This is a genomic window from Cellulosimicrobium sp. 72-3 (assembly GCF_013127315.1).
GTDB lineage: Bacteria > Actinomycetota > Actinomycetes > Actinomycetales > Cellulomonadaceae > Cellulosimicrobium > Cellulosimicrobium funkei.
In genome coordinates this window covers 3986505-4002486 of record NZ_CP053419.1, presented here as the reverse complement: position 1 = coordinate 4002486, position 15982 = coordinate 3986505, and the positions used below count along the sequence as shown (strand labels likewise).

Below are 15982 nucleotides of genomic sequence, written 5' to 3'. Positions count from 1 at the left end.
TACCTCGGCAGACCAGAGCTCTACCTCGGCGTACCGGGGCTCTACCTCGGCAGACCAGAGCTCTACCTCGGCGTACCGGGGCTCTACCTCGGGGTGGTCGGAGTGGTGCGGGCGCCCAGGCGGCGGCTCACCTCGGCGGCGGCGCGCCCGACGGCGGCGGCGAGCTCCGCGCGTCGGGCGGGCGGGGCGTCGTCGGCCCAGAAGGTGAGGGCGATACCGGCGACGGGGAGCCCGGTGTGGTCGACGGCCGCGTGCGCGACGGACGCGAGGCCCGGGGTGACCTCGCCGTCCTCCTCGGCCCAGCCGCGCCGTCGGACGCCGCGCAGCACCTCGCGCAGGGCGCCGAGGGTCTGCGGCCCGACGCCGGTGCGGTCGGCGAACGCCGCGGCGCCGGGGAAGAGGGCGCGGACCTGGGCCGCGGGGAGGCCGGCGAGGACGGCGCGCCCGCTCGCGGTGAGGTGCGCGGGGAGGCGCACGTCGACGTCGGTCACGAGCGTGGGGCGCCGCGGGGCGCGCTGCTCGACGAGGTAGAGGACCTCGCGCCCGTTGAGGACGGCGAGGTGCGCGCTCTCACCGGTCGACTCGACGAGGCGCGCGACGACGGGCCGCGCGAGCCGCGCGAGGGGCGCCTGCCGCGCGTACGCCGACCCGAGCGCGAGCGACGCCGTCCCGAGCCCATAGCGGTGCTCCTCGGGCAGGTGGGTCACGAACCCCTCGTCGACGAGGACGGACAGCAGGTGGTAGACGGTCGAGCGGGGCAGCCCGAGGCCCTGCGCGACGGCGGCCGCGGGCGACGGGCCCGCCTGCGCGGCGAGGAACGTGAGCACGCGCACGGCCTGGCGCGCGGCGGGGACGTCGCTCGGCATGGAGGCCACGGTAGGCCCGTGGCACGATCGAGGCGTGACGACGACGCCCGACGACCAGCGCCTGCGCGACCTCGCACGCCTGCGACGCGTGCGCGACCGGATCGACCGCGAGTACGCGCAGCCGCTCGACGTCACGGCGCTCGCGGCCGGCGTGCACGTGTCGGCCGGGCACCTCAGCCGCGAGTTCAAGGCGGCGTACGGGGAGTCGGTGTACGCGTACCTCATGACGCGGCGGATCGAGCGCGCGAAGGCGCTGCTGCGTCGCGGCGACCTGAGCGTCACGGACGTGTGCTTCGCGGTGGGGTGCTCGTCCCTGGGGACGTTCAGCACGCGCTTCACCGAGCTCGTCGGCGTGCCGCCGAGCGTGTACCGACGGCGCGCGGCCGAGTCCGACGCCGGGTCCCCGGCTCCCGCGGAGTCGCGGACGGCCGCGGCGGCGCTGGGCACCACGCACGGCGCCGCGTCAGGCCCCGTGTCCGCCGCCGAGGCGGGCGCCGTCCCCGGCGCGGAGCGGCTGGACGGGATGCCGGCGTGCGTCGCGCGACGCGTCACGCGACCGGTCAGGAATCGAGAAGCGCAGGCCGGACGACGGTCCTAGCGTCGTTCTCATGAACCTCACCATCAACTCCAGCTTCCTGCCCCAGACCGACCCCGACGCGTCGCTCGCGTTCTACCGCGACGTGCTCGGCTTCGAGGTCCGCAACGACGTCGGCTACGAGGGGATGCGGTGGATCACCGTGGGCCCGGCCGACCAGCCGGACACCGCGATCGTGCTGCACCCGCCGGCCGCGACGCCGGGCCTCAACGACGACGACAAGCGCGCCCTCCTGGAGATCGTGGCCAAGGGCGCGTACTTCGGCGTCAACCTCGCGACGCCCGACGTCGACGAGACGTTCGCCCGGATCGAGGCCGCGGGGGCGGAGGTCGTGCAGGAGCCGATCGACCAGCCCTACGGCGTGCGCGACTGCGCGTTCCGCGACCCGGCGGGCAACGAGATCCGCATCCAGCAGCGCTCCTGACCTCCGCACCGCCGCGGTCCCGTCCAGGCGCCCCGGTTGCGCGCCGCCGTCGCGGACGGCGCGATGAGTCCCGACCGCCCGGCCGGTCCTCACCCCGGGACGTCCACGCACCGCACCCATCCACGCGCCGACCGACCGGCTCTCCGGCAGACTCTCCCCGGGCTGCCGGGAGCGGGCGGTCGGTGCCGTCGACCGGTCCTCCGACCGCGCGACGAGGCTCGACGACGAGGAGACACGCATGAGCACGGCCACGACGACGGGAACCCCGACCTCGGAGCGCCAGGACCCCGACGCGCACGACGTCATCCGGGTCCAGGGGGCGCGGGCGAACAACCTGCAGGACGTGAGCGTCGAGATCCCCAAGCGGCGTCTCACGGTGTTCACGGGCGTCTCCGGGTCGGGCAAGAGCTCGCTCGTGTTCGACACCGTCGCGGCCGAGTCGCAGCGCCTCATCAACGAGACCTACCCGGCGTTCCTCCAGGGCTTCATGCCCACGCTGGACCGCCCCGACGTCGACGTGCTCGAAGGGCTCACGACGGCGATCGTCGTGGACCAGGAGCGGCTGGGCGCCAACCCGCGCTCCACGGTGGGCACGGTGACCGACGCGAACGCGATCCTGCGGGTGCTGTTCAGCCGGTTCGGCGAGCCGCAGGTGGGGCCGCCCACGGCGTTCTCCTTCAACATCCCCGCGCGCAAGGCGAGCGGCATCATGACGTCCGCCACCGGCGAGAAGACGATCGTCCGCAACGCGATCTACCACGGTGGCATGTGCCCGCGGTGCGAGGGCCGCGGGTCCGTCTCCGACCTCGACCTCACGGAGATCTTCGACGACTCGAAGTCCTTGCTCGACGGCGCGATCAAGGTCCCGGGGTACACCGCCGACGGGTGGATGGTGCGCGGGTTCGTCGAGTCCGGCTTCTTCCCGGGCGACAAGCCGATCCGGGAGTTCACCGACCAGCAGCGGCAGGACTTCCTCTACAAGGAGCCCACCAAGATCAAGGCGGCGGGCATCAACCTCACGTACGAGGGCCTGATCCCCAAGATCCAGAAGGCGATGTTCTCCAAGGACGTCGACGCGCTCCAGCCGCACGTCCGCGCGTTCGTCGAGCGCGCGGCGACGTTCGCGCCGTGCCCCGACTGCGGCGGCACGCGCCTGTCCGAGTCGGCGCGCTCGTCGAAGATCCGCGGGGTCAACATCGCGGACCTGTGCGCGATGCAGATCACCGACCTCGCGGCGTGGATCCGCGACCTGGACGACCCCCACATGGCGCCCGTCGTCAACGCCCTCGGCGAGAACCTCGCGTCGTTCGTCGAGCTCGGGCTGGGCTACCTCAGCCTCGACCGGCCGTCGGGCACGCTCTCGGGTGGCGAGTCGCAGCGCATCAAGATGCTGCGCCACCTCGGGTCGTCGCTCACCGACGTCACCTACGTCTTCGACGAGCCGACCATCGGCCTGCACCCGCACGACATCGACCGCATGAACGGCCTCCTGCTCCAGCTCCGCGACAAGGGCAACACGGTCCTCGTCGTCGAGCACAAGCCGGAGACGATCGTCGTCGCGGACCACGTCGTCGACCTCGGCCCCGGTGCGGGCACGGCCGGCGGCCGGGTGACGTTCGAGGGCACGGTCGAGGGGCTGCGCGCGAGCGACACCGTCACCGGGCGCCACCTCGACGACCGCGCGACGCTCAAGGAGGAGGTGCGTTCGCCGTCGGGCGCGCTGGAGATCCGCGGCGCGGACGCGCACAACCTGCAGGACGTGGACGTCGACATCCCGCTCGGGGTGCTCGTCGTGCTGACCGGGGTGGCCGGGTCGGGCAAGAGCTCGCTCGTCGAGGGGTCGGTGTCGCGGCGCGAGGGCGTCGTGACGATCGACCAGAGCGCGGTGCGGGGGTCGCGCCGCAGCAACCCCGCCACCTATACGGGCCTGCTGGAGCCGATCCGCAAGGCCTTCGCCAAGGCGAACGGCGTCAAGCCCGCCCTGTTCAGCGCGAACTCCGAGGGCGCGTGCCCCGAGTGCAAGGGCGCGGGCGTCATCTACACCGAGCTCGGCTTCATGGAGACCGTCTCGACCCCGTGCGAGGACTGCGGCGGCCGCCGGTTCCAGGCCGCGGTGCTCGACTACACGCTCGGCGGGCTGAACATCGCCGACGTGCTCGACCTCCCGGTCGCGAAGGCGCGCGCGTTCTTCTCGTCGGGCGAGGGCAAGGTGCCGGCCGCCGCGGCGATCCTCGAACGTCTCGACGACGTCGGCCTCGGGTACGTGAGCCTCGGCCAGCCGCTCACGACGCTGTCCGGCGGCGAGCGTCAGCGCCTCAAGCTCGCGACCCACCTCGGCGACAAGGGCGGCGTGATCGTGCTCGACGAGCCGACGACCGGCCTCCACCTCGCCGACGTGCAGAACCTCCTCGGGCTCCTCGACCGGATCGTCGACGCGGGCAAGTCCGTCATCGTCATCGAGCACCACCAGGCGGTCATGGCGCACGCGGACTGGATCATCGACCTCGGCCCCGGCGCCGGGCACGACGGCGGTCGCGTCGTCTTCGAGGGCACCCCGGCCGACCTCGTGGCGGCCCGCTCCACGCTCACGGGCGAGCACCTCGCGGCCTACGTAAACGCCTGACCCGCTGCCCCCCGGCCGCCGCCCGACCCTCCCGCCCCCGCCCGGTGCCGAACAGGTGATCGTGGCGCGTCCCGGGCAGCTGACGCGCCACGACCGCCTGCTCGGCTCGCCGGGATGGCCTGGTCGGCGTCGGCGGCGGCGGCGTCGGTAGCTGCGGTAGAGGGCCGGCTTCTGCGGTCGGGGAGGGAACATGGACGATTGTCTGGGATCCCAGACTGAACCCGTCCCCGCGGGCTCCCGTCATAGCGGGGCGCGGTGTGTCCTGGGGGCATGGCAGCGACGACGCACTCCCCGGCCGTCTCCGACCAGGCCCGCGCCGCGCGCGTCGTCGTCGTGGGCGACGGCCCGCTGACGATCGACGACGTGGTCGACGTCGCGCGGCACGGCGCGCGCGTCCGGCTCGCGGACGCGGCGGTCGAGGCGATGGCGGCGAGCCGCGCCGTCGTCGAAGGGCTCGCGGACGACGACCGCCCGCACTACGGCGTCTCGACCGGGTTCGGGGCGCTCGCGCGGCGCCACATCCCGGTCGAGCGGCGCGCACAGCTCCAGCTGAGCCTCGTGCGGTCGCACGCGGCGGGGTCGGGGCCGGAGGTCGAGCGCGAGGTCGTGCGGGCGCTGCAGCTCCTGCGGCTCGGGACCCTGGCGACCGGGCGGACCGGGGCGCGCCCCGTCGTCGCGCAGACGTACGCCGCGATGCTCGACGCCGGGATCACGCCCGTGGTGCGGGAGTTCGGCTCGCTCGGCTGCTCGGGCGACCTCGCGCCGCTCGCGCACGTGGCGCTCGCGGCGCTCGGCGAGGGCGAGGTTCGGGACGCGACGGGAGCCGTCGTGCCCGCCGCGGACGCGCTCGCCGCGGCCGGGATCGCGCCGCTCGCGCTGCGCGAGAAGGAGGGCCTCGCGCTCATCAACGGCACCGACGGCATGCTCGGGATGCTCGCGCTCGCTCTGCACGACCTGCGGTCCCTGCTCACGACGGCCGACGTCGCGGCCGCGGCGAGCGTCGAGGCGCTGCTCGGCTCGGACGCGCCGTTCGCGGCCGACCTCGTGGCGATGCGGCCGCACCCCGGCCAGGCGGCGTCGGCCGCGAACCTGCGCGCGCTGCTCGACGGCTCGCCCGTCGTGGCGAGCCACCGGACGCTCGACGCCGACGGCCGGCCCGAGTGCACGCGGGTGCAGGACGCGTACTCGCTGCGGTGCGCGCCCCAGGTGCACGGCGCCGCGCGCGACACGCTCGACCACGCGACCGCCGTCGCGCGCCGGGAGCTCGCGGCGGCGATCGACAACCCGGTCGTCACGGTGGACGGGCGCGTCGAGTCGAACGGCAACTTCCACGGGGCCCCGGTCGCGTACGTGCTCGACTTCCTCGCGATCGCGGCGGCCGACGTCGCGAGCATGAGCGAGCGCCGCACGGACCGGTTCCTCGACAAGGCCCGCAACGAGGGCCTGCCGCCGTTCCTCGCCGACGACCCGGGCGTCGACTCCGGGCTGATGATCGCGCAGTACACGGCGGCGGGGATCGTCTCGGAGCTCAAGCGGCTCGCGGTGCCGTCGAGCGTCGACTCGATCCCGTCGTCGGCCATGCAGGAGGACCACGTGTCCATGGGCTGGGCCGGGGCGCGCAAGCTCCGCCGCGCCGTCGACGGGCTGGGCCGCGTCCTCGCGATCGAGCTGCTCACCGCGACGCGCGCCCTCGACCTCCGCTGCGACGCCGGGTCCCTGCACCCCGCGCGGGGGACCGGCGCCGTGCGCGACCTCGTGCGCACGGCCGCCGCGGGACCCGGACCGGACCGCTACCTCGCGCCCGAGATCGAGGCCGTGACCCACCTCGTCGCGACGGGTGCCGTGACCGCGGCGGCGAGCGCCGCCGTCGGGCACCTGGCCTGACCTCCCGCCCGACCCCGAAGGAGCGAGACGACCATGGCCCACGAGCCGACCCACCGCCTCGGCACGCCCGTCCCCGTCCGCGCCCCGCGCGGCACGACCCTCACCGCGCGGTCCTGGCAGACGGAGGCGCCGCTGCGGATGCTCATGAACAACCTCGACCCCGAGGTCGCGGAGCGGCCCGACGACCTCGTCGTCTACGGCGGCACCGGCAGGGCGGCGCGCGACTGGCCGAGCTACCACGCGATCGTCCGCACGCTCACGACGCTCGCGGACGACGAGACGCTCCTCGTGCAGTCGGGCAAGCCGGTCGGGGTGCTGCGGACGCACGAGTGGGCGCCGCGCGTGCTGCTCGCGAACTCGAACCTCGTGGGGGACTGGGCGACGTGGCCCGAGTTCCGGCGGCTCGAGGCGACGGGCCTGACGATGTACGGGCAGATGACGGCGGGGTCGTGGATCTACATCGGCGCGCAGGGCATCCTCCAGGGCACGTACGAGACGCTCGCCGCGGTCGCCGCGAAGCGATTCGGGGGCTCGCTCGCCGGCACGCTCACCCTCACCGGCGGGTGCGGCGGGATGGGCGGCGCGCAGCCGCTCGCGGTGACGCTCAACGGCGGCGCGTGCCTCGTGGTCGACGTCGACCGGTCGCGCCTCGACCGGCGCGTGCGCGAGCGGTACCTCGACGTCGTCGCCGACGACCTCGACGCCGCGGTCCGGCTCGTCGAGGACGCGCGGCGCGAGCACCGGGCGCTGTCGGTGGGGGTCGAGGGGAACAGCGCGACGGTCGTGCCGGAGCTGCTGCGACGCGGGGTCGAGGTCGACGTCGTCACGGACCAGACGTCGGCGCACGACCCGTTGTCGTACCTGCCGGTCGGGGTGGACCTCGCGGACTGGGCCGACTACGCCGCCGCGAAGCCCGACGAGCTCACCGACCGCGCGCGCGAGTCCATGGCCCGGCACGTGGAGGGCATGGTCGGGTTCCTCGACGCGGGCGCCGAGGTGTTCGACTACGGCAACTCGATCCGCGACGAGGCGCGCCGCGGCGGCTACGACCGCGCGTTCGACTTCCCGGGGTTCGTGCCCGCGTACATCCGGCCGCTGTTCGCGCAGGGCAAGGGCCCGTTCCGGTGGGCCGCGCTCTCGGGCGACCCGCGCGACATCGCCGCGACCGACGCCGCCGTGCTCGACCTGTTCGACGACGACCACCTCCACCGCTGGATCCGCGCCGCCCAGGAGCGCGTCGCGTTCCAGGGCCTGCCCGCGCGCATCTGCTGGCTCGGGCACGGCGAGCGCGACCGCGCGGGCCTCGCGTTCAACGACCTCGTCGCCTCGGGCGTGGTGCGCGCTCCGGTCGTCATCGGCCGCGACCATCTCGACGCCGGGTCGGTCGCGTCCCCGTACCGCGAGACGGAGGCCATGGCCGACGGCTCCGACGCGATCGCCGACTGGCCGCTGCTCAACGCGCTCACGGCCGCGTCGTCGGGCGCGACGTGGGTCTCGATCCACCAGGGCGGCGGCGTCGGCATGGGCCGCTCGATCCACGCGGGCCAGGTGTCCGTCGCCGACGGCACGCCGCTCGCCGCGGCCAAGCTCGCGCGCGTGCTCTCGAACGACCCGGGCCTCGGGGTGCTGCGCCACGTCGACGCCGGGTACGACGACGCGGTCGTCGCCGCCGAGCGCGGCGGGCTCCGCGTCCCCGCGCGGGAGACGCCGTGACGGGTCGCCGCGCGGCGGGCACGTCCTCGGTGCCCGGGTCGACCCTCGTCACCGGCATCGGGGAGCTGACGACCAACGCCCCGGGCGGTCCCGGCACGCGCGACGGCGACCCGACCGGCCTGGTGACGGACGCCGTCGTGCTGCTCGACGGCGGCCGGGTCGCCTGGGCGGGCCCGGCCCGGGAGGCGCGGGACGCCGTCGGGCACGCGCTGGACGGACGGGAGCCGGACGTGACCGTCGACGCGGGCGGGCGCGCGGTGCTCCCCGGGTTCGTCGACTCGCACACCCACCTCGTGTTCGCGGGCGACCGCGCCGCCGAGTTCGAGGCGCGCATGGCCGGGCGCCCGTACGAGGCGGGCGGCATCCGGTCGACCGTCGCCGCGACGCGCGCCGCGTCCGACGACGTGCTCCGCGCCGGGCTGGCCCGGCACCTCGACGAGGCGGCCCGCCAGGGCACGACGACGGTCGAGGTGAAGGGCGGCTACGGCCTCACCGTCGCGGACGAGGAGCGGTCCGTGCGGCTCGCGCGCGAGGTGACGCCCGAGGTGACGTTCCTCGGGGCGCACGTCGTGCCGGTGGAGTACGCGGGCCGGGCCGACGCGTACGTCGACCTCGTGTGCGGGGAGATGCTCGCCATGTGCGCGCCGCACGCCCGGTGGGTCGACGTGTTCTGCGAGACCGGCGCGTTCACGCCCGAGCAGTCGCGCCGCGTGCTCGAGGCCGGGGCCGCCGCCGGGCTCGGCGTGCGCGTGCACGCGAACCAGCTCGCCCCGGGGGATGGGGTGCGCCTCGCCGTCGGGCTGGGCGCCGCCGCGGTGGACCACTGCACGTACCTCACCGACGACGACGTCGCGGCGCTCGCGGGCTCGTGGACCGACAGCGGGACGCGGCCGGACGGGACGTCGGGAGCGGTCGCCGGGACCGTCGCGACCCTGCTCCCGGGCGTCGAGTTCTCCACGCGCCAGCCCTACCCCGACGCGCGACGCCTCCTCGACGCGGGGGCCGTCGTCGCGCTCGCGAGCGACTGCAACCCCGGGTCGAGCTACACGTCGTCGATGCCGCTGTGCGTGGCACTCGCGGTCCGCGAGATGCGGATGACCGTCGCCGAGGCCGTGTGGTCCGCGACCGCGGGCGGCGCGCTCGCGCTGCGGCGGGACGACGTCGGCCACCTCGCCCCCGGCGCCCGGGCCGACGTCGTGCTGCTCGACGCCCCGAGCCGCACCCACCTCGCCTACCGCCCCGGCGTCCCGCTGATAGCGAAGACGTGGAGGTCTGGCCACCCCCACCCCTGACCCGCCCGGCGTCGAACAGGTCGTCCTGGTGCGTCCGGGTCGCGTGTCGTGCCAGGACCACCTGGTGGACCCGCCGGAACCGCCTGCTCGGCGGGGGCTACGTCAGTGCCGGTTCCGCGGTCGGCGGGTGGAGGGAGAGGCCGGCCGCGAGCTCCAGGACGCAGAGGGCGGCGAGGCGGACTGTGCGGCCGTCGGGGGCGTCGGCCGTCGCGTCGACCTCGACGACGTCGGCGGAGCGGAGCCGGCCGTCGAGCGCCGCGGCCCGGACGAGGGCGCGCAGCTCCCACGCCGCGATCCCGCCGGGGGCGCTCGCGGGGCAGCCCGGGGCGACGGAGCGGTCGCACACGTCGACGTCCACGTCGAGGTGCACCGGCCCGCCCGCGGCGCCCGCGACCTCCATGGCCGCACGCATCACCTCCTCGGGCCCGCGCCGGCGCAGCTCGTCGACGTGCACGACGGTGATCCCCAGCTCGACGGCGCGGCGCGCGTACTCGGCGGAGTTCGCGAAGTCCGCGATGCCGACCTGCACGACCCGCCGCGGGTCGAGCCCCGCCTCGATGAGCCGTCGCACCGGCGACCCGTTGGACACGCCGTCGCGCAGGTCGTGGTGGGCGTCGAGCGTGACGAGGCCCGCGGTGGCAAGGTCGTCGCCCCACGCGCCGAGCGCGGTCGCGACGGTCACGGAGTTGTCGCCGCCCAGCGCGACGAGCAGCCGTGCGCGCTCTAGCGCGGTCCGGACCGCCGCGCGCGTCCGGGCCTCGCCCTCCGCGCCGTCGGGCTCGTCGACGTCGCCGAGGTCGGCGAACGTGAGCTCGGCGAGGTCGACGGGATCGGCCCGCTCTCCGAGGCCTCGGGCACCGACGCCGGCGACGGGTCGCACGCGGGCGGAGGGGCCGCCGTCGGGCAGGGGGCGGTCGGGGACGAGCGCGGGGCTGTACCGGCGCAGCGCGGCGCGCACCGCGGCGGGTGTCGCGTGGGCGCCGGTCGGCGAGAGCGACGTGCGCCAGGCCGGGACGCCGAGCAGCGCGACGTCGACGGCGTCGCCCGTCGGCCCGGGCCAGTCGCCCGCCCGGGGCCACGAGGGGTCGTGCGGGAGGGCCTGCGCGTCGTCGCTCACGGTCTCGACGCTAGCGGCCCGACGGCGGCCCCGCCCTGCGCGGACGGCACCCTAGTCGCGCGCCGCGTGCACGACGGCGACGGGGTGCGTCGCGTGGTGCAGCACCTCCTGGCTCACGGAGCCGAGGAGCATGCCGCGCAGGTCGCCGCGGCCGCGCGACCCGACGACGGTCAGCGCGGCCCCCGCCGCGGCCTCCCGGAGGGCGACGGACGGCTCGCGGTCGACGACGAACGTCTCGACGAGGACGTCGTCGTGCTCCGCGGTGCGCACGCGCGCGAGCGCGGCCTCCACGGTGCGCGACGCCTCGGCGCGCGCGTCCCGCTCGGCGGCGGTGTAGAACGCGGGGTTCTCCTCCCACAGCGGCCCGGCGGGCAGGCGCCAGGCGCACACCGCGACGACGCGGGATCGCGTGCGCGCGGCCTCGTCGAGCGCGAACCGGAGCGCGGCGTCGCCGTGCACGGACCCGTCGACGCCGACCACGACGTCGGTCGTGCGCTCCACGTGGTCCACGGACGGCGGCACCACGACGACCGGCACCGGCGCGCGGGCGGCCAGCCGGGTCCCCACGGACCCGAAGAACATCGACCCGACGGACCCGAGCCCGCGCGACCCCACGACGACGAGGTCCGCGTCCTTGGCCTCGTCGAGCAGCGCCTCCGAGGGCGGGCCGGAGCGCAGCAGCGTCCGCACGGGCACCGACGCGTCCACGCGTGCGGCGCGCTCGGCGGCGGCCGAGAGGATGGGGCCGGCGATCTCGCCGAGCTCCTCGACGCTCGGGTAGTACGCGCCGCCGACGAACGGCGTCGCGACGACGGGCACGTACGCGACGTGCAGCACGCGCAGCTCCGCGCCCCGACGTGCCGCCTCGTGCACCGCCCAGTCCAGGGCCTTGCCGCTCGTCGTGCTGCCGTCCACACCGACCAGCACGACCTGCTGCGTCGATCCGCTCACCATGACCACCTCGGTCCTGTCGTCCCCTTCGTGGCGGTCGTCCCGCCACCTGCCACACCTCCTGGATACCGCGCGCGGGCGGTCCGCCGCACCCGGCGACCGCCCCCGACGCGCGGGACGCTCGGCACGACCCACCGGGACGAAGGTCCCGCACCCGCGGCGCCACGGGCGGGCGCGCGCGAGAATCCCCCTCCGACCGGCTACGTTGAGGGCATGGGCTCTCCCCACCCGATCCGCGTGTTCCTGCTCGACGACCACGAGGTGGTGCGCCGCGGCGTCGCCGCTCTGCTCGAGGCCGCCGGTGACATCACCGTCGTCGGCGAGGCCGGCACCGCCGCCTCCGCGCTCGCCCGCATCAAGGCGACGCGTCCCGACGTCGCGATCCTCGACGTGCGCCTGCCCGACGGCTCGGGCGTCGAGGTGTGCCGCGAGGTGCGCTCCGAGCTGCCCGAGGTCGGCTGCCTCATGCTCACGTCCTTCGCCGACGACGAGGCGCTGTTCCAGGCCGTCCTCGCCGGGGCGTCGGGGTACGTCCTCAAGCAGATCCACGGGTCCGACCTCGTCGGCGCGGTCCGCACGGTCGCGGCGGGCGGGTCGCTGCTCGACCCGGCGAGCACCGCGCGCGTGCTGGAGCGCCTGCGGCACGCCGCGGACGAGACGCCGGACCGCCTCGAGGGCCTGTCCCAGCAGGAGCGCCAGATCGTCGCGCTCATCGGCGAGGGCCTGACGAACCGCGAGATCGGCAAGCGCCTCTACCTCGCGGAGAAGACGGTCAAGAACTACGTCTCCCACGTCCTCGCGACGCTCGGCCTGCAGCGCCGCACCCAGGTCGCGGTCCTCGCGACCGAGATGCGCCAGGAGGAGGCGTCCCGCCAGGGCGCTCCGGGCGCGGGCGGTCCCACGGGGGACCGGCAGCACGGTGGCCCGGCGCAGCGTCCCTGACGGCGGGCCCGACCCGCAGGGCGGGACGGGGCCCGAGGGCTCGCCCGCGCACGGTCCGGGGACCGACGCCCACGGACCGGGCGACCGCGCGGCGTCGGGACCTTCGGCACTCCCGGATCTGACACCGCGGCGCGACGATGTGGAGATGGACACAGTCGAGCGGACCGGGACAGGGGCACCGGTGGGGAGCGGGGGGCTCGCGACGGCCGAGCGCCCGCGCGCCTCGGCAGGGCTCGCGGAGCTCACGCCGGAGGAGAGCTACGCGCTCCTCGCGACCGTCCCCGTGGGCAGGATCGTCTACACCGACCACGCGCTGCCGGCGATCCAGCCGGTGAACTTCGTGCTCGACGGCCCGGACGTCGTGTTCCGGACCGCGGAGGGCTCGAAGCTCGCGGTGGCCGCCAGCCGCGCCGTCGTGGCGTTCGAGGTCGACTCGTTCGACGCCGACGCCCGCTCCGGGTGGTCCGTCGTGCTCGTCGGCCGCACGTTCGAGGTCACGGAGCCGGTGGAGCGCGCGCGGCTGCTCGCGCTGCCGCTCGTGACCTTCGTGCCCGGCGTGCGCGACCGCGTCATCAAGGTCGTGCCGCGCATCGTTACGGGGCGGCGGATACTGCGCTGACGCCGGGTGCGCGCACTACGCTCGCTGGGTGACCCCGACGACGACCGAGGTGCGCACCGCGACGCCCGCGGACTGGCCGGGCATCTGGCGGGCGCTCAAGCCCGTGTTCCGCGCGGGGGAGACGTACACGTATCCGCGCGACATCACCGAGGCCGACGCTCGGGCCGCGTGGCTCGACGCCCCAGGGGCGCGCGTCCTCGTGGCCGTCCCGGCGGAGGACGGCGCCCGCGGCACCGTGCTCGGCACGGCGAAGTACCTGCCCAACCACCCCGGTGCCGGGGCGCACGTCGCGAACGCGAGCTTCGTCGTCGGGCCCGACGGAGCCGGGCGTGGCGTCGGCCGGGCGCTCGCGCGCGCCGTGCTCGACGGTGCGCGCGCAGACGGCTACCGGGCGATGCAGTTCAACGCGGTCGTGGAGACGAACGAGCGCGCGGTCCGGCTCTGGGAGTCGCTGGGGTTCACGATCCTCGCGACCGTCCCCGAGGCGTTCGACCACCCGGTGCACGGGCTCGTCGGCATGCACGTCATGCACCGGGCGCTCTGAGCACCCTGCCCCGCGGGCGCGTCAGCCGAGCGGCACCCACCACTCGAGGCGCGTGCCGCCGTCGGGCCGGGCGGTCGCGGTGCTCGACCCGCCGAGCGCGGCGGCGCGCGCCTGCATGTTCCGCAGGCCGGAGCGCCGGCCGCCGGGCTGGATGCCCACGCCGTCGTCGGTGACGGTGAGGCGCGCCTCGTGCGCCGTGACGGCCAGGTGCACGACGACGCGGCTCGCCTGCGCGTGCCGGGCGACGTTGGTCAGGGCCTCGCCGAGCACGACGACGAGCTGGTCGGCGACCTCGGCCGGCAGGCTGGGGCCGCCGTCGGTCACGCCCGCGCCCGACCCCTCGGCCGCCACCTCGACGTCGACCTCGGGCGCGAACCCGAGCACGGTCGTCGCGGCCTCGGCCTGCGCGCGGAACCGGTCCTCGATCGAGGGCGCGTCCGGGTCCGTGGCCGTGTGCAGCGCGAAGATCGTGGACCGGATCTGCCGGATCGTCTCGTCGAGGTCGGAGACGGTCTCCTCGATGCGCGTGCGCGCGTTCGGGTCGCTGACGAGCGGCTGCACGCTCATGAGCGTCATGGCCGACGCGAAGAGGCGCTGGATGACGACGTCGTGCAGGTCGCGCGCGATCCGGTCGCGGTCCTCCAGGACGCCGACCTGCTTCGCCCGGCCGTAGAGCCGCGCGTTCTCGATGGCGACGCCCGCGGCGGCGGCGAGCGCGACCACGGCCGCCTCGTCCTCCGCGGTGAACTCCTCGCACCCGCCCCCGGGGACCTGCTTGTCGGTGAGGTAGAGGTTGCCGAACACCGTGTCGCGCACCCGCACCGGCACGCCGAGGAACGTGTGCATGGGCGGGTGGCCCTCGGGGAAGCCGGCCGAGCGCACGTCGTCGGCGATCTCCGGGACGCGGATGGGCGCCGGGTGGTCGATGAGCTCGCCCAGCAGACCCTCGCCGTGCGGCCAGTGGTCGATCTCGGCGACCTCGTCGTCCGAGAGGCCCAGGGGGATGAACTGCGCGAGGCGCTCGCGCCCCGAGGCGTCGAGCACCCCGAGCGCGCCGTACCGGGCGCCCGTGAGCTCCATCGCCGCGTCGACGATGCGCCGCAGCACCTGCGGCAGGTCGAGGTCGCTCGTCACCGCCACGACGGCGTCCAGCACGCGTTGCCCGGCGCTGGCCGGCAGGTCGGTCGTTCCGCTCACCCGATGCAGTCTCCCAGACCCCGGCGGTCGGGCGGCACCCGTCTCGCCCGGGGTGTGACGTGGGCGACACCGCCGCGCTATCGTGCGTCCACATCTCGGGACGTCCGACGCCGTCCTGCCGCCGGCCGCACGTCGCCGTCGTGCAGGTCCCGGACCACCGGGCCGTCGACGCAGGGGGCCGAAGGGACGCGGTGCCGCATGCCGACCACCGACCAGGGCGCGGACGTCGCCCCGCACTCCGGGGCGCCCGCCGAGGCCGCGGCGAGCGCCCTCGCGGACCTGCGGTCCGCCGTCGGGCACCTGCACCCCGACGACCCGGCCGAGCTCGTCGCGATCGCCGACGACCTGCGCGCGCTCGGCAGCCCGGCCGCCGCGGTCCCGTTCTACGAGGCGGCCGTCGAGCAGGGCGTGCCCGGGGCCGTGTACCGGCTGGGCGTCGCGCACCACGAGGCGGGCGACGCCGCGGAGGCGTTCCGCTGCTTCGAGCTCGCCGGTCTGGCGGGCGACGCGCTGGGGGCGTTCATGGCCGCGCAGGTCGCGGCGGAGCGCGGCGACCTGCACGCGGCCCGCCGCTGGTACGAGCTCGCGCAGGGCGTCGAGGGCGCGGCCGTGCGCCTCGCGCAGGTGCTCGCCGAGCTGGGGGAGCGCGACGCGGCCGACGACGTCCTCGCGGCGACGTCGGGCGAGAGCTGGGAGGCGGCGGTCGAGCTCGTGCGCAGCGGCGCCCTGACCCCGGACGACGCCGTCGCGCTGCTCGAGGGGTGGGCCGGGACGGGCGAGGCGCGCGTCGCGGCGGCCCTCGCGGACCTCTACGTGCGCGCGGGTCGCGGGCCGGACGCCGAGGACCTGCTCGAGCAGGCGGCGCTCGCCGGCGAGCCGACCGCGCGCACGAGCCTCGGGGTGCTCCGCCTCCGGGCGGGACGCGTCGCCGAGGCGATGGCCCTGTGGCACGAGGCCGCCGCCCAGGGCGATCCCCAGGCGGCGGAGCTGCTGGCCCGCTTCGGCTGACGCCGGGCGGCCGGGCACCGGACCCGGCGGCCACGGTCCGGGCACGCAGAAAGGCGCCCGGCGGGCGACCGGCTCCGTCGAGCTGTCGGTCGCCCTGCCGGGCGCGGAGGGCGGGACGTGCGGGTGGTCTCCCCACCGCCCGCACGCCCCTCTTCCCCCGGGAGCGACTCCCTGCAGCGACGGCCTCAGATCGTCGCGCGGTATCGG

The 15982-nt window shown here is 76.0% G+C and carries 13 protein-coding genes and 1 pseudogene; 10 read left to right on the top strand and 4 right to left on the bottom strand.

Annotated features, from left to right (window positions below):
- Positions 1-83: 83 nt before the first annotated feature.
- The gene (locus HKK73_RS17815) at positions 84-866 is read right to left on the bottom strand and encodes an IclR family transcriptional regulator (protein WP_085387089.1); all 783 of its coding nucleotides are present in this window, start codon (positions 864-866) and stop codon (positions 84-86) included.
- On the opposite strand from HKK73_RS17815, the pseudogene HKK73_RS19255 reads away from it, so the two are divergent.
- From HKK73_RS19255 to hutI, 6 genes and pseudogenes are all read left to right on the top strand, one after another.
- Positions 865-1257 (top strand): annotated as a pseudogene (locus tag HKK73_RS19255) (helix-turn-helix transcriptional regulator); the annotation flags it as partial. The gene HKK73_RS17815 and the pseudogene HKK73_RS19255 sit on opposite strands and share 2 nt — an antisense overlap.
- Before the next feature lie 217 nt (positions 1258-1474).
- Positions 1475-1885, top strand: a complete 411-nt coding sequence (locus HKK73_RS17805) for a VOC family protein (RefSeq protein ID WP_031316030.1) — start codon at positions 1475-1477, stop codon at positions 1883-1885.
- Between the two features lie 238 nt (positions 1886-2123).
- Positions 2124-4508: an excinuclease ABC subunit UvrA gene (locus HKK73_RS17800; RefSeq protein WP_171468546.1), complete on the top strand. Its 2385-nt coding sequence runs from the start codon at positions 2124-2126 to the stop codon at positions 4506-4508.
- A gap of 270 nt (positions 4509-4778) precedes the next feature.
- Complete coding sequence (gene hutH / locus HKK73_RS17795; protein WP_171468545.1) at positions 4779-6392, top strand: histidine ammonia-lyase; 1614 nt, start codon at positions 4779-4781, stop codon at positions 6390-6392.
- A 33-nt stretch (positions 6393-6425) separates the two neighbouring features.
- On the top strand, positions 6426-8105 hold the full coding sequence (hutU, locus tag HKK73_RS17790) for a urocanate hydratase (protein WP_171468544.1): 1680 nt from the start codon (positions 6426-6428) through the stop codon (positions 8103-8105).
- A complete protein-coding gene (gene hutI, locus HKK73_RS17785; protein ID WP_232322676.1) occupies positions 8102-9397 on the top strand; it encodes an imidazolonepropionase in 1296 nt (431 codons plus the stop codon). The genes hutU and hutI overlap by 4 nt, the downstream gene beginning before the upstream one ends.
- A 97-nt stretch (positions 9398-9494) precedes the next feature.
- Here the strand turns inward: hutI and HKK73_RS17780 are convergent, their stop codons facing one another.
- A complete protein-coding gene (locus tag HKK73_RS17780) occupies positions 9495-10514 on the bottom strand; it encodes an arginase family protein (protein WP_137280936.1) in 1020 nt (339 codons plus the stop codon).
- A gap of 51 nt (positions 10515-10565) precedes the next feature.
- Positions 10566-11465: a universal stress protein gene (locus HKK73_RS17775; protein ID WP_170982150.1), complete on the bottom strand. Its 900-nt coding sequence runs from the start codon at positions 11463-11465 to the stop codon at positions 10566-10568.
- A 213-nt stretch (positions 11466-11678) separates the two neighbouring features.
- Here HKK73_RS17775 and HKK73_RS17770 point away from each other — a divergent pair, with 213 nt between their 5' ends.
- The 3 genes from HKK73_RS17770 to HKK73_RS17760 all read left to right on the top strand — a co-directional run bounded on the left by HKK73_RS17770 (position 11679) and on the right by HKK73_RS17760 (position 13570).
- Positions 11679-12407 (top strand): response regulator transcription factor, encoded by a 729-nt coding sequence (locus HKK73_RS17770; protein ID WP_081599919.1) that lies wholly within the window; start codon positions 11679-11681, stop codon positions 12405-12407.
- A 145-nt stretch (positions 12408-12552) separates the two neighbouring features.
- On the top strand, positions 12553-13026 hold the full coding sequence (locus HKK73_RS17765; RefSeq protein WP_081599918.1) for a pyridoxamine 5'-phosphate oxidase family protein: 474 nt from the start codon (positions 12553-12555) through the stop codon (positions 13024-13026).
- Positions 13027-13054: 28 nt separating this feature from the next.
- Entirely contained in the window at positions 13055-13570 is a 516-nt protein-coding gene (locus tag HKK73_RS17760; RefSeq protein ID WP_085387095.1) for a GNAT family N-acetyltransferase, read from the top strand.
- Positions 13571-13591: 21 nt separating this feature from the next.
- Here HKK73_RS17760 and HKK73_RS17755 read toward each other — a convergent pair whose 3' ends face one another.
- Positions 13592-14767: a GAF domain-containing sensor histidine kinase gene (locus tag HKK73_RS17755; protein WP_232322677.1), complete on the bottom strand. Its 1176-nt coding sequence runs from the start codon at positions 14765-14767 to the stop codon at positions 13592-13594.
- Positions 14768-14965: 198 nt separating this feature from the next.
- On the opposite strand from HKK73_RS17755, the gene HKK73_RS17750 reads away from it, so the two are divergent.
- Positions 14966-15775 carry a lipopolysaccharide assembly protein LapB gene (locus HKK73_RS17750; protein ID WP_086149969.1) on the top strand — a complete coding sequence of 270 codons (810 nt, stop codon included), beginning with the start codon at positions 14966-14968 and terminating at the stop codon, positions 15773-15775.
- The last annotated feature ends 207 nt before the right edge of the window (positions 15776-15982 follow it).

What these genes read in the sequence shown, in the direction of transcription:
- HKK73_RS17815 (WP_085387089.1), bottom strand. Translation starts at nt 866, where the DNA reads ATGCCGAGCGACGTCCCCGCCGCGCGCCAGGCCGTGCGCGTGCTCACG.
- HKK73_RS17805 (WP_031316030.1), top strand. Translation starts at nt 1,475, where the DNA reads ATGAACCTCACCATCAACTCCAGCTTCCTGCCCCAGACCGACCCCGAC.
- HKK73_RS17800 (WP_171468546.1), top strand. Translation starts at nt 2,124, where the DNA reads ATGAGCACGGCCACGACGACGGGAACCCCGACCTCGGAGCGCCAGGAC.
- hutH (WP_171468545.1), top strand. Translation starts at nt 4,779, where the DNA reads ATGGCAGCGACGACGCACTCCCCGGCCGTCTCCGACCAGGCCCGCGCC.
- hutU (WP_171468544.1), top strand. Translation starts at nt 6,426, where the DNA reads ATGGCCCACGAGCCGACCCACCGCCTCGGCACGCCCGTCCCCGTCCGC.
- HKK73_RS17770 (WP_081599919.1), top strand. Translation starts at nt 11,679, where the DNA reads ATGGGCTCTCCCCACCCGATCCGCGTGTTCCTGCTCGACGACCACGAG.
- HKK73_RS17765 (WP_081599918.1), top strand. Translation starts at nt 12,553, where the DNA reads ATGGACACAGTCGAGCGGACCGGGACAGGGGCACCGGTGGGGAGCGGG.
- HKK73_RS17750 (WP_086149969.1), top strand. Translation starts at nt 14,966, where the DNA reads ATGCCGACCACCGACCAGGGCGCGGACGTCGCCCCGCACTCCGGGGCG.